Genomic DNA, 16,605 nt, shown 5'->3' on the forward strand with positions numbered 1-16,605 from the left:
ACGCAATACCTATTTATATTTTGCCAATTCAAGTCTAGAAACCATACCCATATGCACTTCATCTGGACCGTCTGCCAATCTTAAAATACGACCCATTTGGTTAAAACTAGCTATTGGATAATCAGAGCCAACACCCGCGCCGCCAAACATCTGAATAGCAATATCGGTTACTTCTTGAAGCATATTTGGAACAACAACCTTAATGCTTGAGATTTCCGTCATCGCGGCTTTTACGCCTAAAGTATCTATCTTCCAAGCTGCGTGTAACGTTAATAAACGGGCTTGTTCTATAGCCATTCTGGCCTTAGCAACTCGCTCCAAATTTCCGCCTAACTTTATAATTGGCTTACCAAAAGCAACTCTTGATAATCCTCTTTTAATCATCAACTCTAATGATCGCTCAGCCGCACCAATCGCTCTCATACAATGATGAATACGACCAGGCCCTAATCTCCCCTGAGCAATAGCAAAACCTTTGCCTAACCCCATAATAAGGTTTTCTTTAGGTACAATAACGTCATTAAATTCTATTTCGCCATGACCATAAGGGGCATCAAAATCGCCATAAGCACTTAGCATTCGTTTGATTTTTACCCCTTTTGTATCTAATGGAACTAAAACCATGGAGTGTTGGTTATGCTTATCATTTTCGGGATTCGACAATCCCATGAAAATAGCAATCTTTACATTGGGGTGACCTAATCCCGTCGTCCACCACTTTTTACCATTCAAAATTAGATTAGATCCCGAAGTTTCTATAGTTGCTTCCATATTTGTTGCATCAGAAGAAGCTACGTCAGGCTCAGTCATAGCAAAAACAGATCTTATATCTCCAGCTAATAATGGTGTTAACCACTGGTCTTTTTGTTGCTTGTTACCAAAATGATAAAGTACTTCCATATTGCCCGTGTCCGGCGCATTACAATTGAAAATCTCTGGAGCAAACATAAATCGACCAGTTTCTTCTGCCAATGGTGCGTACTCTAAACAGGTCAAGCCTTCAGCAAGATCTTTGTCTGGCAAAAATAAATTCCATAACCCAGCTTCTTTAGCTTTTACTTTTAACTCTTCAATTTGGTGAGGAACTTGCCACTGGTGCCAGTCAGATGTTTCATTGAGTTGCTGATTCGTCTTTAAAATTTCACTCTCTAGAGGATAGACGTGAGCATTCATAAACTCTTTTAGTTTAATTAAATAGGCTTGGCTTTTTGTATTCTGTTCAAAGTTCATATTTTCCTAGATCTTAAGATCATCGTTAAAAAGTATTCATTGAGATTAAAACAAATACAAAGATGAATGAAGTGAACTTAACTGATAGCATAGTATGAATTTAATTCACACTAGTAAACTCTGAAGAGGCGTATGTTAGATACAAAGACAATTCAACAATTAGATTTAAATCTACTTAAGGTTTTTGAAACTCTATATTTAGAACGAAACATGACTTTAGTAGCTAAATCGCTATTTATTAGCCCTTCAGCGGTAAGCCATGCAATTAAGCGATTACGTACGGCTCTCAGCGATGACTTGTTTATCCGTCAAGGCAGCCAAATGCAACCGACAACGGCGTGCGAACGCATGGCTCCTCAGCTAATTGAAACGTTAAATCAACTGCGGCGTATACTTCAATCCTGTGGAGAATTTAGTTTATCTTCTTCAAAACAGACGTTTAAACTTGCAATGCCAGAAGCCCTAGAACCACTTGTCCTAACTAAAATTTATCAACGTATAACAGCACAAGCACCTAAAATAAAAATAACCAGCGTCAAATTGAGTAGGCACGAGATGTCTCGCCATCTAGCAACAAAACAGATAGACGTAGCAATCGACATTGCCTTACCGAAAAAACTGCCAATTAAACACTTGGAGCTATCTAGTGACGAATATTGTGTTCTTATGTCTAAACACCACAACAGTGGAGGCTCCTTATCTACTGAGCAATATTTAAATTGTCCACATGTAAGTGTTTCTAGTAGAGCGACCGGAAAGGTCCTTGAGGATTTCGCTATATTAGAGCTTGGTGAAAATAGAGAAATTGACGTTCGTTGCCAAAGCTATAGCACTGCAAAAGAGTTTCTTAAGGGCAGTAATTATCTACTTACACTTCCGGGAATTTTGGCTAGGCAACTCGTTGACGACACCTTAATGATTTGTCGAATGCCAATACCCTTGCCGCCCGTGAAGACTCATTTATATTGGCATCAAAATACAGAGGATGACGAGGCAATTGCCTGGTTGCGAGATCAAATAAGGTTAGCGTTTTAACTGCTAACCGCTATGCCCTTTTTAAGTTTATTTTTATACCAAAAAATAAGTGGTAGAGGTGCTAAATACATACATAAGCCATAAACACTTGCGGTGATAGCATACGTTGGTTCGTGCAAGAAGCTAATTGCGATTAAGATAGACATTGTCGCATTTTGTATTCCCACCTCTATGCCTAATGTCACTGCATCTTTATCTGACATTTTAGTTACTTTAGCAATTAAAACACCTAGTAAAATTGAACCTAGACTGAGTGCCATACAAGCCCAAAACACTTGTTGAAACGCATCTACTAGCATCTCTCGTTCTTTTATTAAAAGAGCTAAAATCATTGTGATCATAAACCCTAATGAAAATCGACGAAAATAGACTTCGTATCGTATAGCAAAGCTAGAGTAAGTTTGACGAACCCAAATCCCCACCAACACAGGCAGCAGCGTAATCAAGATCAGTCCCATAGATGTGCCTAAAAGTGAAAATTCAGGCGCCCCTGTACTAACAAAATATTGTAGTGAAAAGTGGATTATCCAAGGAGTAGAGAAAACACAAACTAGTGTACAAATAGACGTTAGCGTTACTGACAATGCCAAATTGGCATTCGCTAGCTGGCTTAATACATTGGAAGTGGTGCCCCCCGGACTAGCTGCCAAAATCATCAAGCCAACGGCCAAAGGGGCTGGCAGTTCAAATAATATACATATTAGTAATGCCAAAAGCGGTAACAATAGAAGTTGGCCAATTAAGCCTACAAATACAGACTTAGGTGTCTGCCATAACCTACTAAAATCTTGTTTCGTTAAACCTAGGCCCATTCCAAACATTATTAATGCTAAAGAAAAAGGTAATAACAAATCTATAAATACCGAGTTTGACATAAATTTACACCTTAAAGTGTCGTAGCCTCTATATGAGTGCTTTTATTATTATTTTGAATTTCTATTTGATACTGGAAAGCAAATGGTGTCAATTTATCCTCAACCTTTTCAACAAGCTCCTTACTTAAATATGCTTGCAAATGAATAACCGAGAATATTCCCCGTTTTTTTGTTGGTGAGGTTTGCACTATATAATCTTCACTCTTTAGAATATCAGTCAAGTGAGCATTGATAACCGCTGTAATTTGGTCACAGACTAGTTTTGGCTTAAATATTTTACCCACTGCCGTTAATGGCATTTCACCAATTACCAATACTTCTTTTGGTATAGCAGCGCGTTCAGGCGTCCTATCTTTCATAAATACAGTAATTTCTTTCTGCAGCCTTTCTTTATCTGAATCACTCGTAGGCGTTACGTAAAGAACGGGAACCTCACCAGCATATGTATCAGGCTTAGGGACTGCGGCAGCTAATGACACAAGTGGATGCTGATACGCTATGTCTTCAATCATTTTTGGATCGATATTGTGACCCCCTCGAATAATTATTTCTTTTTGACGGCCCGCCAAAGACAGATAACCATGTTCATCTAATGAGCCTAAATCGCCAGTTCTAATATAACGACGGCCCTCATACTCTACAAACAGGTTCTCATTATGAATATTCTCTACATATCCGCTAAATACGTTATTGCCATTTATTACTATTTCACCCACTTGATCGTTTGAACATTCCATTACTTCGTTATTTTGCTCTGAAAAACTTAGTATCTTTAATGTCATACCAGGTATTTTCAAACCCACAGACTCTTTTTTGTTGATATTTTTTACCGGCATTAATGTACAAACTGATGAGCTTTCTGTTAGCCCGTAACCTTCAATTAAGTTAACTCCAGACTTACTTATGAATTGCTTTTTTAGCTCGCTAGACAAGGGAGCCGCGCCACTGATAGCCAACTTTAATGATTGCAATTTTTCACTTGCTAACGAATTTTTCTCGAGCTCCAGTAATAAACTCGAATAAACAGTTGGTACAGCCATCATTAAGCCGACTTGAAAACCCTCAATTAAATCGGGCAGGTGAGAAATAATATTTTTACCTCTATACCCTGCTGGGCTAGCCAGTAATATTTTAGAGCGATTCATTATAGGCGCGATACCTGTTGCTACCGCTGCATTTACGTGGAAAATAGGCAAGCCAACAAAAATAGTGTCGCCGGGCTCAGCAGGAGAAATTAAATTGACCTGCGCTCCATTTGTTAATTGGTTTAAATGGCTATGCTTTGCTAACTTTGGTAAGCCTGTCGTGCCTCCAGTATGGAAATAAGCACAAGTATCTTGTTGGCTTGGAGGATCAAAATCCAAAAACTCCCTATTCTGTGTGCTTAACAAATCCATCAAGCTAATGATCTGAACTTTGTTGTTTTGCCAACTGGAATCGACGGGCCAAAAACACTAATTACGGCTCTCAAGTTTGGAATATGGTCTTTTATTTCTAATACTTTTTCCCAAATATCACTGCCAGGTACCGGGCCAAGTGCAATAATTACCTTGGTTTTTGAGGCAAGCATTATTTCTCGGATAATAGACGAGTCCAAAAGAGGATTGATAGGACTGACAACTCCCGCTGTCGCCGCTCCCCATAACGAAATATAAGCTTCAGGAAAGTTTGGCATCACTAAAGAAGTAACATCACGCTTCTGAATGCCTAAAGAACGTAGCCCATTCGCGAGTTGCGTAACTTGTTCAGCCAAATTTCTATAAGTTATTTCCCTGTAAGGGTTCGCCACATTACTATTTTTAAAAACTCTAAAAATATGGTGAATGACTTTTTTGCTAAACGGGATCTGGTCTTGGGATAAACAGTCACCATCCAATATATACTTAATTGCAATCTCATTAGGGAAGTTCTCTGATGCTTGTGAAACAGCATCATATAAACTGGCAGGTAAATTTTTCTCATCAATGCACGATGCGTCTAATTTCGCGATATCTCGTGCAGTTTGAATTAATGCTACATCTATACTCAAGTCGTTAACCGTCTGTGGTTTCATTGTTCACTCTCCTCTGAAAACCGCCTAATAATCAATATTTTACTCTAGAAAACTGTCATCCTGATTTTCAATCACTTGATATATAGGTTGAAAATTTCCCCAAGTGACAATATCTGCACCATTCGCCTGTCTGGTTTTTAAAGCGACTTCATGGTCTATTAATTTCACGTCTCCAGCAGCTTGTGCTAGTAACTGGCTTTGGCAACATGCCTCCATTGAGCAGAAGGTCGCTACCGTCGCATCAACACTTTTTCCTACCGTCAATAAACCATGGTTTTGCAATATAACAGCCGTATAATCACCTAAAGCCCTCGCTATCTGATCGCCCTCATCGAGCTCTGCGACAACCCCCGTGAACTCTTCAAACAAGCCATGATTTTCATAAAATAGGCATGCATCTTGAGAAATAGGCTTTAGTAGTTGCCCCAACGAGGAAAATGCTCTACCAAAGGTTGTGTGAGCATGAGCTATAGCTTTTACGTCTGGCCTAGCAGCATGAATCCTAGAATGAATAGCAAAAGCTGCATTGTTAATTGCAAAGTTGCCTTCAACTATTTTCCCACTGTGATCAACGCGCACTAAATCAGATGCTTTAATTTTTGAAAAATGCATCGCCAGTGGGTTAACCCAAAATGTATCCTCATCAATACAATCACGCTGTGAAATATGGCCAGCTAACCCCTCATCAAACCCCTTTAGTGAAAACACCCTAAAACTAGCGGCTAAGCGTTGTTTTTCGTACAGCTGTTGACTCTTTAGATCGTCAAACTGAGGTGGCATAGGGATTTTGAATTTGTCGGCTCCTATCGTCATTTTACTAATATCTTGGTTTATTGAGTCTTGTGTCATTTTTTTATCTCGTCGTTAAAAGTAATATTGACTTCAGTTTAAATATCAACAAGACTAATAAAAGTGATGTAATTTCATGGAATACTATAAATATGCTTCATAGTAAAATTGACTTAAATTTGTTTATAGTGCTCAGAGCGGTATACACAGAAGGCTCTATTACCGCAGCGGCAACAAAGCTACATTTAACACAACCTGCCGTTAGTCATGCAATGGCTCGCCTAAGAGATAGGTTTAACGATCCGTTATTCATTCGCCATGGCAGAAAAATGGTTCCTTCGGCTTATTGTCAAAACATTTTCCCTCAAATTGAAAAGGCTTTAACGGCACTTAATTCTACCTTGATGCCTCAATCTGATTTTGATATCCGCAATCACTCTAGAAATATAAAGTTTGGTTTTAGAGATATTCTTGAATCTATTTTTTTTCCCGATCTAATAACAGATCTAGTGACAAACACGCCAAAAATTACCGTTCATAGCAGACAAACTAGCCGTGTTGAAATGGAGCATGCACTGGAGCAAGGTGAGTTAGATATTGTTATCGACGTCCTTACGCCAACTAGTGAAAATATTCATCATGAATTGGTTTGTAATGAGAGCTTTTCGTTAATTTGTAGGCAGGATCACCCAATATTAAAAAAGCCAACTCTTGAACAGTATGTTGAGGCAAAACATGTGTTGGTGACGCTGAAAGACTCAGCCGTAGACTTAGTGGACATTACACTCGCTAAATTAGGAACTAGACGAAACATTGTTTTGCAATGCGAGCACTTTTTTGCAGCAACCAGTGTTATTAGTCGTTGCGATATGTTGCTCACGATGCCAAATGCCTATGCCAATATTTTAAAAGAAAAAATGCCCGTTTGTGTTGTCCCTCTGCCATTTTCTGTGCCCGTTTTACCTGTCCATATGTATTGGCATAAACAATCAGACCATGATCTGGTGAACCGGTGGATGCGAGACAAACTATTTGCCATTGCTGAACAACTAGACCTGCCTCGCTAATAACACTAGAATCGATACGAAGCTTGCAAGTGAATACTTCGAGGCGGCTCTACTAAGAAACGATGAGCGTAACTTATTACCGGCACATCGTTTGCTAACGAATAAGTTTGTTCATCTGAAATGTTTTTTGCAAACAACGCAATTGAGAACAGGTCATTTGGGTGAGTTAGCTCTATTCTCGCATTTATCTTTTGGTAACTTTTTTGTACCGCAATAGGATCAAGATCCTGCTCTAAGTAAAAATCATCAGTAAAGGCCACTGACAAGCTTGTTTTCAACTGATAGTTCCCCATTACTGTTGTATGGTGATTTAATGTTAAGTTTCCAGAATAATCAGGGGCATAAGCTCCTGTTTGACCACTTAAGTTTTGCGTATCCAAACCAAGAAGCTCAGCTTGTTTTACTGTTGGCGACGCTCCCTCATATTTATCATATTTAAAATCTAACAATGCAACTGACATCTGAAATTCAAACGCATCACTAATATGCCAGCGTGAATCAATTTCAATGCCTTTTGCCGTCGCTTCAGCCGCATTTTTTACTATAAACGCATTACCATTAAACTCTGACACCTGAAGGTTTTCATAATTAGTATTAAATATAGTTGCATTAAGTTCTAGTTTGTTTTTTATCACTTGAGACTTTATTCCAAATTCAAAATTAGTTGCCTCCTCTTCATCATATTCAAACCCAGACTCCGCGTCAGGTGAATTTCCCATTGAGGAGTTGAGTCCCGAACCATCAAAGCCACCCGCTTTAACTCCCTGACTTACTGAAGCGAACATCATTGTGTCTTGAAAGCCTCTATATTCTAGACTTAAGCTAGGTGACAAGTGTGACTCTGAGCGAGAGGTTTCAAATTTATGTTGGCCCGAACCAGCTAAACTTGTCGCCAACAAAGGCGCAGCTGCAGTGGCAAAGCCTTGTACTTCTATTGGTGTATTGGCTTCAAAAAGTGCATAAACGCCCTGTTCACTAGAAACTTCTTTTTCCTCATTTTGGTAGCGTAATCCAAATGTCGCTTTCCAATTGTTGTCAAAGTTCCAACCTAATGAAGCAAAACCCGAGTAGCTGGTTTGTTCTTGCTCGAATAAAGCATTGGTACCTATTGAAGTACCCGGCAAAGTTGGAATCAATATTGATGCACCTAGTAACACATCATTTGGATGAGTTAACTCATTGGAAGCAAAATAAACACCGGCAACATATTCTAAGGTTTCACCTAAAGGTGATGAAACTCTAAACTCTTGACTAAACTGCTCAAAATCTTCTATATAAGTCTGTTTGATTAAAGAAACCTCTGAATAATCCGCATCAAAAACAGCACTCCAATCATATTCGCTAAAGGTAGTAATTGACTGAAATTCATAACCACTTTTGACATAAGTAAACTGCAGTGAAGCATTGCTCATGTCAGTATCATTTCGTTCGTCTAAACCCTCTGGGTGTTGTGAACCAGACACAGAACTTACATAATCTAAGCCGCCCATATCGGACAATAAGAAGCTTCGGTAGCCAACATTATTTGGATTTGCTGGAGCGTCGGCAATTTGTGCGTCTCTATTCTCGGTATCCACTATATATTGATACCTAGAGCCTTTTGATTCGAAATTACCACTTTCAAATCTAAACTCTGAACTTAACTCGTCGTTTATTGCCCATTTGGCAGCCAACTTAAATCCTTTTGAGTTATTTGAAACCTCGTCTTCATCTCTAGCTTGATTATAAAGGTAACCATCATCTTGGTGACTAAATGCAGCAAAACGTAACGCCACATCGCTCGTTAAAGGTAAATTAAGTATTGCAGATAGCCTCCGTTCATTTTCAGAACCTAAACCGAGGTTTACTGCGCCTTCAAACTCATCAGTTGGCGAATGAGTAATCATACTAATTGCACCTCCTATTGCGTTTTTACCAAACATTATTGCTTGTGGACCTTTTATTAATTCCACACGCTGCATGTCTAACAATGGAAATTTAGCTTGATGACCCCTGCCAAGATAGATACCGTCTTTATACATAGCAACAGATTGTTCAAATCCCGCATTTGTACCAGAGCCAATTCCTCGTATTACAATTCGTTTACTACTAGAAGTTTCCGCGATATGTACGTTTGGCAGACTCTCCGACATGTCGAGCAAGTTGCTGATGTTATTTTCTTCGAGAGTTTCACCTGAAAAGGCTAGTATGGAGGTTGGAATATCTTGAATGGATTGAATACGCTTATTTGAAGTTACCGTGATTCTTTCTAAGCCTGAATCAACTTTGTCTGACTTTTCTAATTTTGTATCTTTTGCTTGCACTACTGAACTTAACAACGCAATTTGCACTGCAATTGCTATTTTAGAGTTCCTTAACATCACTCTTCCCCTTTCTTATATGTTCGTACTTATGATTATTTTAATTTTTGTACTTAACTGCGCTTTTTTTGCGCAAATCATAGTTGCGGTTTAAATAGGAAATTAAAAATGATGATTAGTTATAAAAATACATGAATTAGATTAATAGTCTAAGTACACAGGGGTCCAATTAAGCAATAATTGTAATCTGTAATTATTAGTGATTGTCTGCAAGATCCTAAAAAAAGTCTACACTTTGGTTTAACCTAAACTTCTTAAAGCCAAATATTTAATTTTTATGAATAAACGAAATGCAGACATCATTGATAAAGAAGTCGGTTTTGCCGAATCTGAAGAATTAGTTTCTACCACAGACCTTCGTGGCGTAATAACTTATGCAAATCCTGCTTTTTGTAGAGTTGCCGGGTTTGAGTATAGTGAGCTGGTCGGTAAGAATCATAATATTGTTAGACACCCAGATATGCCAAAAGAAGCATTTGCGGACCTTTGGAATAGCGTACAGGCTGGCCGTTCTTGGCGAGGTGCTGTAAAAAACCGCTGTAAAGATGGTCGCTATTATTGGGTAGATGCTTTTGTAACGCCTATTTATGAAAACAAACAGGTTATTGGCTTTCAATCTGTCCGCACCAATTTAAAACCTGAACTTAAAGTGAAGGCCCAATCTGCTTATAACTCGCTTAGAGCAGGAAAATCAGTGACTCGGCCGTTCGATAGCTACAAGACTCGCCTGATACTTTTTGGGTTAGTAACCCTGTTATTTGCTTATTTAGCTACATTACACCCGGCTTTTGTACTTGGCTTTGTTGTGAGTCCATTTGTATTATTTAAGCAAGAACTCGTTGATATTCCTAAAGCCAGTCAAAAAGCGAAAGAAGAATTAGATAGCATTTCTCGATTGATATATTCCGGTAACGGCACCTTAAGCCCTTTCGATTTTCGGAATAAGATTTTGCAAGGAAAGGTAAAAACGATTTTGGGTCGTGTAGTTGACAATAGCGCTGAGCTAAATCAAAAAACAGTTGAGCTTCAACAGGCTGCCAATACCTCTAAAGACGGCGTAGAGCGTGAAACGGAAGAGCTACATTTAGTCGCTACCGCCGTAGAGGAAATGGTGGCAACCATAGAGGAAGTCGCTAAAAATACAACGAGCACAAATGACAGAGTCAAATTTGCCCACAAGAATTGTGAAACAGCTAGCTCAGTGATGGGTGAAACCATGGTACAAGTTAATATACTAGCCGCGGAAGTATCCAAGTCGGCAAACTCTGCCACAGAGTTAGCTAGTGAGGCAGAAAAAATTGGCGATATCATGCAAGAGATTCAAGGTATTGCTGACCAAACAAACTTACTGGCGCTAAACGCTGCTATCGAAGCGGCACGAGCAGGCGAAAACACGGCAGAGGTTTCTCCGTTGTTGCTGATGAAGTTCGGGCGCTATCTAGCCGGACCCATGGAGCGACAGAGCAGATTCAAAAATCTATATCTGAAATTCAATCTGTTCTACTTTCTTGGTCGGACATGATGGATAAAGGAAAGGATTCAGCGGATGTTTGCGTACTTAAGGCTGAACAATCTCAGAAAATGGTTCAAGATGTTTATCAATCAATAGCAGAAATTGCAGATTTGGCCATGCAAATATCCACAGCCACAGAAGAACAAAGCTTAGTTTCACAAGAAATCAGTAAAAACATTGTTAACATTAGCGATGCATCTCAGAACAATTTACAGCAAGCGGAATCGGTTTTAAATTCAAGCTCGGAAATAACCAATAGAACAGACAAATTGCAATCTATGGTATTAACATTCAGAGAATAAAACGGCTATGCTAAACCAGAGTAAAAGTAGACAATCCTACTTTTACTCTATTTATTAATTAATGATTGGCAATAGCGTTATACAGGTGCCCAAATGAGGATCTTTCGTTTAAGCTCAAAGGTACTTGCAAGGCTCTCGCAATATCATTAGCCGATATAACACCCTTAATTTGATGTTGGTTTCTCTCAACCACTAAACAGTGCCTCAAACCATAGTTACGTAACGAAGAGACAACATCGCTTACATTAGCGCGTGATAGTTCTTCATAGTCAAAGGCATGTAACTTGTACTTAGATATCATCAAATCTTGGACTAACACGTCATCCCTACTAACTCCACGAGATACCTCAGAGATAATATTTTGCTCATTGAGCTCATTGCTACTAATCAACCCTAAAAAATCACCATGACTAGATACAACAAGCTTCATTTCAGTATCTGCTCTTTTCATTAAAATCAAAGCATCTTTTGCCTTTACGTCACCATTTACTTTTACAGGCTCATGCTCCTGAAAGTCATTAAAAACTTCTGTGGCTGGAGATGTAATTGTTAATTTTTTATCAAGAGCGTGAATAAAAACGTTGTCACTTTGATCAACATTATATAATTGTAATTCTTTCATTGCTTACCTCTCGCACTCTTAGAGTGCAATTTGACTAATTAAAATATGTTTGTAGTTTTAAAAGTTTGATTTTTAGTCAATGACGTGAGGTGGTGCTCTTGCAATGTAATATAGATGTTTGGTTGCACTGGAGGAATCGTTTAAAAACGAAAGAGGAGCAATGGCATTACGTTTCGCTATTAAACTTGAGCTATGCGCTAAATGTGAGTCTTGTTCAAAATCATCATTTGATTCGCTGTTGATTTGCTCAACTAGATTTATTAGATTTTGGCTAGCTGCACTGTTCAGTGTTAGTTGTTGGTTAAATGTTTGACTATAGCGTTCTGCCGCGGCCTCATTAATGTCAGCCTGTGCAAAAGCTAAAGCAGTAATAAAATTACTGACAAAAACAATTAACAGAAACAATGAGGTTTTTTTCATAATTAACTCAAACAATTCACTATCTATTTAAGTGGGGCTGTTTTGTTAGTATTCAATCTTATTTTAAAGATTAGTCTATTCTTTGATTAACTGTAAAGTGAAAAGTTCATTACCATTACGCTACATTAGCATTATAATGCCATTGATCTTTAGACTTGGTAGCCCGCAAAAATGAATCGAAAAAAGAAAATTAACGAAACACTTAAACGCAAAGCAAAAAAGCGTAACGAAAAGCGAAATCCCAAGAAGAAAGAAAAATATATTAGTAAAGCCGACAGAGAGAATTTAGTACCGGAAGAGCCTGCGTCTGGCGCAGAAGCTAATGATGGCAAAGCTGATAGTATCAAAGACCAAAGGGCTACAGAGGCAGATTAAAAATTTGGTAGCATATCAAATGTAAAGTAGGTGGTTACAAAAAGCTAAAAACCGAAGTACTTGTATAATAAGCACTTCGGCTTTAGTAATAAGTGTAAACGTAAAGCTAGCTCCCGCCTAAACTTGATTTAAACCTTATGGTTCTACCACTACAGTATCAATAACGTGGATAATGCCATTTGTAGTATATATGTCCGTTATTATTACGTTTGCACCACCAAATTGTAATGAGCCTGTATTTGCATCTATTAAAATACCTACGTCATTTCCCGAAGCAGTTCCAACATTTGTTCCGTTTAATGAGTAGGCACTCACAGAGTTAACTTCAGCAGTGATAACGTGTTGTAACAATACTTCTCTTAGCGCTTCAGTGTCAGCCAATAGCGCGTTCAACGCTGCACTATCAATTTTGTCAAAAGCATCATTCGTTGGTGCAAATACCGTGAATGTACTTTCCTCATTCGCCAAAACATCAACTAGGTTAGCTGCAGTTAGAGCGTCAACAAGTGTAGTGAAACGATCATCAGCTACCGCAACATCAACAATGCTTTGAGTAGGCTCCCCTTTTTCTACTGGAGGCATGATTACTGTATCTAACACATGGATTGTACCGTTGTCTGCCATGACGTCTGTTGTCACTACTGACGCATTATTAACAAACAACGTTGAGTCCACATAAGATAAGGCAACGTTATCAGTATTCTCCATGGTGATTAAGCTGCTATTTGACTGCGCGACTGTAATTGCCGTATCAGATGTCACATTTCCCGCTAAAACGTGGTAAAGCAATATGTCAGATAGTGTTTCTGTATCTGCCAATAAGCCAGCTACTGTTCCCTCCGGAAGCTTCTCAAACGCAGCATCACTTGGTGCAAAAACAGTATAAGTTGAGTCAGTATCAGCCAATACAATGTCTAAACCAGTAGCTTCAATAGCTGCAACAAGTGTTGTAAAGCTACCATTTTCTCTCGCTACATCTACCAAACTAATTGGTGGTTCAGGTAACGCCACATCACCAATAACAACAGCATCGATAACGTGTATTACTCCGTTTGATGTATAAATATCTTTTGAAATAACGTTTGCACCACCAAACAACAGCATGTCAGTTGAAGCATTAATGCTAACGTCAATGGCCGCTTGAGATGCTGTTGTTACTGAGGTTCCATTTAAAGCATATGCATTAACTGAATCTACTTCCACTCCGGCCACAACGTGCTGTAAAAGAATACTAGCTAGTACGTTCGGGTTATCCAATAAAAGACCCAAAGTCTCTTCATCTATCATCGCGAAAGCAGCGTCTGTTGGTGCAAATACTGTGAATGTACTATCTTCACTCGCTAATACGTCATCCAGCTCAGTGGCTTCAAGCACTGATACTAGCGTTGTAAAGTTTCCTGCCGCTACAGCGGTTTCAACAATATTATCCATTGGTGTACCTTTTGCCGCGGGTGGCATTAACACAGCATCAATTACATGAATAATTCCGTTGTCCGTCTCTATGTCCACAGTAGTGACTGTCGCTGTATTCACTAACAAATTGTCGCCGTCTAGAGAAATACCAATGGAATCCTCATTTACCATCTCTACGGTGATTCCAACAGCGGCTTCAGCAGCAACTGAGCTGACTTCTCCACTGATAACATGATAGGTTAAAATATTGCTTAAGGTGTCGGTATCGTTGAGCAGAGAAGTTATTGCATCATCACCAAGCAACGCAAATGCAGCGTCGGTAGGCGCAAATACTGTGTATGTGCTATCTGTGTCTGAAAGAGTTTCGTCTAGACCTGTAGCTTCGAGTGCTGCTATTAGGGTAGTAAAATTCCCGTTTGCTTTGGCCACATCAACTATTGTTGCTACTGGCACTTCATCGTCACTATCATTACAAGCTTGAATAAAAAAAATACTGCATGTTATTAGAAGTAGAGCTTTTATTTTTATCACTTTAAAATTCCTCATGCTTAGTTTGCTCAATTTTTACGCAAGCTTATTTCCGTTCGATCAACTTTTTTTTCAAAAAAAAGACTATTTTTTAGACTTGAACTATTTCAAAAATACAACCGTAGCATATTGGTTAAATCAAACAATAAGTTCCATCAACTCTTCACTTCTCATAGGTTTATACATAAAAAAACCTTGCCCAATATCACAACCCCGATGTTTCAAAAATGACATGGAGGCTTGGTTTTCGATACCTTCCGCCACCACTTTTAGCCCAAGGTTGTGGGCAAGATTAATAATACTATCGGCTATCGCGGCATTATGTGGTTGATTACTTAAATCCAAAATAAACGATTTATCTATTTTAAGTATATCGATTGGCAGCTCATGAAGGTATTGTAAAGACGAATAACCGGTTCCAAAATCATCAACCGCCACACTGATGCCAAAGTCTCTCAAGTCTTTTAATATCTCTTTCACAAACGAGATATTATCCAAGAATAATGATTCCGTAATTTCAATTTCAATAGCTTCGGGCGGTATGCCATATTCAATAATGGTGGCTTTTATCTGCTCAACCAGCTTTTTATTTCTGAATTCCACAGGTGAAACGTTTATCGCAACTGGTAATAACCCATATCCAAGTTCAAGCCATTTTTTGACATCAGAACAAACTTGCTTCAAAACCCAATCACCTATTTCGTTTATTAATCCAGTTTGTTCTGCTACTGGAATAAATATATCAGGGGTATTCATTCCACCAGCTCTGTTCCAACGTAATAAAGCTTCAAAACCAATAATAGCATTGCTCTTCAAATCAATTTTTGGTTGATAATTCAAATGAAACTCGTCGTTTCCTATTGCTTCTCTTAAATGGTTTTCAACTTGTAATTGCTGATTTGATGAACGCTCAAGCTCACTATCAAAATACTGGTGGTTATTCTTACCTAACGCCTTAGCATGATACATTGCCATATCGGCCTTACGGAGTAACTCTTCGCTGTCGATACCATCTTTAGGGTACATGCTAATACCAATGCTAGATGAGATATAAAATTCGCTATCACCTACAACAAATGGCTTCACAATTTCATCTATAATTCGATGGCTAATAACAGTAGATATTTTAGACTCTTGAAGGTTTTCGAGTAGTACAACAAACTCATCGCCACCTAAGCGGGCAATAGTATCAACATCCCTAATACATGTTTTTATGCGTCTTGTTACTTCCTTTAACACTGCATCACCAGCTTGGTGTCCAGCATTATCATTTACTTTTTTAAAGTCGTCTAAGTCAATAAACAAAACCGACAAATGAGTATTGAAGCGATTACAGTATGTAATGCCGTGCGATAATCGATCATCTAGTAGTGCTCTATTAGGCAGGCCAGTAAGGGCGTCATGAAAAGCTTGATGCTGAACCATTGCCTCATTATGCTTAAGCTCACTAATGTCTCTAAAACACCAAACTCGGCCTAAAATTTGTTCCCCTTGGATTTGCGCAGATGTGTGATATTCAAAAAAACGTCCATCCTTCAACCTTAACTGCCCATATAATTCAACTAATGGATTATGTTTTATTTGTCTAAACTTATGACCTAGCCGAGAGGTGTCGTCTAATTGGGAAATCACAGTTTTTAACTTGATTAGCGACAAAGGTTCACGAGTAAGTATATTACTGTTAAAAAGTTGTCCCGCCATTTGGTTATACTTAGTCACGTTTCCTTCTAGGTTTATAGCAAGAATAGCTTCACCCGTTGAATCAAATGTTGCATTTAAAGCGGCCAAAGAAAGCGACAGTTCTTTTTGAATCAATTGCTGTTTTTCAACTTCACGTCGTAAAGACTCATTTCGACTAGACAGTTCGGTAGAAGCCAATTCTAGTGAGCGATCTATTAAAGACAGTTCGCGCTCATTCTGTTGATAAGCTTGGTCGATGGAAGCTAAAAAACGAGTTAATTCCTCGTCGGGTTCATTTGTTAACAAGTATTTTTTAATTTGACGTTTTAGTAAACGGTGCATA

At 38.6% G+C, this 16,605-nt stretch carries 14 protein-coding genes and 1 pseudogene; 5 read left to right on the forward strand and 10 right to left on the reverse strand.

Features of this window, described 5'->3' with window-relative positions; genetic code table 11:
- Nucleotides 1-9: 9 nt before the first annotated feature.
- Entirely contained in the window at nt 10-1,230 is a 1,221-nt protein-coding gene (locus GNP35_RS10955; RefSeq protein ID WP_155696157.1) for an acyl-CoA dehydrogenase family protein, read from the reverse strand.
- 132 nt (nt 1,231-1,362) lie between these two features.
- Between GNP35_RS10955 and GNP35_RS10960 the strand changes: the two genes are divergently transcribed.
- Complete coding sequence (locus GNP35_RS10960; RefSeq protein WP_155696158.1) at nt 1,363-2,265, forward strand: LysR family transcriptional regulator; 903 nt, start codon at nt 1,363-1,365, stop codon at nt 2,263-2,265.
- Here GNP35_RS10960 and GNP35_RS10965 read toward each other — a convergent pair.
- The 4 genes from GNP35_RS10965 to GNP35_RS10980 are packed head-to-tail and all read right to left on the reverse strand — an operon-like array spanning nt 2,262 to nt 6,042.
- Nucleotides 2,262-3,140 (reverse strand): bile acid:sodium symporter family protein, encoded by an 879-nt coding sequence (locus GNP35_RS10965; RefSeq protein ID WP_155696159.1) that lies wholly within the window; start codon nt 3,138-3,140, stop codon nt 2,262-2,264. The two genes, GNP35_RS10960 and GNP35_RS10965, sit on opposite strands and share 4 nt — an antisense overlap.
- Before the next feature lie 11 nt (nt 3,141-3,151).
- Complete coding sequence (locus tag GNP35_RS16100) at nt 3,152-4,504, reverse strand: AMP-binding protein (protein ID WP_196492496.1); 1,353 nt, start codon at nt 4,502-4,504, stop codon at nt 3,152-3,154.
- A gap of 32 nt (nt 4,505-4,536) precedes the next feature.
- On the reverse strand, nt 4,537-5,193 hold the full coding sequence (locus GNP35_RS16105) for an AMP-binding protein (protein WP_155696161.1): 657 nt from the start codon (nt 5,191-5,193) through the stop codon (nt 4,537-4,539).
- A 39-nt stretch (nt 5,194-5,232) separates the two neighbouring features.
- Nucleotides 5,233-6,042, reverse strand: coding sequence for a class II aldolase/adducin family protein (locus GNP35_RS10980; protein ID WP_155696162.1), 810 nt, complete (start codon nt 6,040-6,042; stop codon nt 5,233-5,235).
- Nucleotides 6,043-6,134: 92 nt separating this feature from the next.
- On the opposite strand from GNP35_RS10980, the gene GNP35_RS10985 reads away from it, so the two are divergent.
- Nucleotides 6,135-7,049 carry a LysR family transcriptional regulator gene (locus tag GNP35_RS10985; protein WP_155696163.1) on the forward strand — a complete coding sequence of 305 codons (915 nt, stop codon included), beginning with the start codon at nt 6,135-6,137 and terminating at the stop codon, nt 7,047-7,049.
- Nucleotides 7,050-7,054: 5 nt separating this feature from the next.
- On the opposite strand, the gene GNP35_RS10990 is transcribed toward GNP35_RS10985, so the two are convergent.
- Entirely contained in the window at nt 7,055-9,409 is a 2,355-nt protein-coding gene (locus GNP35_RS10990) for a TonB-dependent receptor (protein WP_155696164.1), read from the reverse strand.
- Between the two features lie 277 nt (nt 9,410-9,686).
- Between GNP35_RS10990 and GNP35_RS10995 the strand changes: the two genes are divergently transcribed.
- On the forward strand, nt 9,687-10,931 hold the full coding sequence (locus GNP35_RS10995; protein WP_330997794.1) for a methyl-accepting chemotaxis protein: 1,245 nt from the start codon (nt 9,687-9,689) through the stop codon (nt 10,929-10,931).
- Nucleotides 10,859-11,224 (forward strand): annotated as a pseudogene (locus tag GNP35_RS16330) (methyl-accepting chemotaxis protein); the annotation flags it as partial. The gene GNP35_RS10995 and the pseudogene GNP35_RS16330, both read left to right, overlap by 73 nt.
- Nucleotides 11,225-11,282: 58 nt before the next feature.
- On the opposite strand, the gene GNP35_RS11000 reads toward GNP35_RS16330, so the two are convergent.
- Nucleotides 11,283-11,846: a CBS domain-containing protein gene (locus tag GNP35_RS11000; protein ID WP_155696165.1), complete on the reverse strand. Its 564-nt coding sequence runs from the start codon at nt 11,844-11,846 to the stop codon at nt 11,283-11,285.
- A gap of 72 nt (nt 11,847-11,918) precedes the next feature.
- Nucleotides 11,919-12,266 (reverse strand): hypothetical protein, encoded by a 348-nt coding sequence (locus GNP35_RS11005; protein ID WP_155696166.1) that lies wholly within the window; start codon nt 12,264-12,266, stop codon nt 11,919-11,921.
- 171 nt (nt 12,267-12,437) lie between these two features.
- Here GNP35_RS11005 and GNP35_RS11010 point away from each other — a divergent pair, with 171 nt between their 5' ends.
- On the forward strand, nt 12,438-12,641 hold the full coding sequence (locus tag GNP35_RS11010; protein WP_155696167.1) for a DUF2986 domain-containing protein: 204 nt from the start codon (nt 12,438-12,440) through the stop codon (nt 12,639-12,641).
- Nucleotides 12,642-12,776: 135 nt separating this feature from the next.
- Here the strand turns inward: GNP35_RS11010 and GNP35_RS11015 are convergent, their stop codons facing one another.
- The gene (locus GNP35_RS11015; RefSeq protein WP_330997795.1) at nt 12,777-14,585 is read right to left on the reverse strand and encodes a fasciclin domain-containing protein; all 1,809 of its coding nucleotides are present in this window, start codon (nt 14,583-14,585) and stop codon (nt 12,777-12,779) included.
- 135 nt (nt 14,586-14,720) lie between these two features.
- On the reverse strand, nt 14,721-16,604 hold the full coding sequence (locus GNP35_RS11020; protein ID WP_155696169.1) for a putative bifunctional diguanylate cyclase/phosphodiesterase: 1,884 nt from the start codon (nt 16,602-16,604) through the stop codon (nt 14,721-14,723).
- Nucleotide 16,605: the final 1 nt, after the last annotated feature.

The sequence above is a fragment of the Psychrosphaera haliotis genome, from assembly GCF_009728465.1.
Classification (GTDB): domain Bacteria; phylum Pseudomonadota; class Gammaproteobacteria; order Enterobacterales; family Alteromonadaceae; genus Psychrosphaera; species Psychrosphaera haliotis.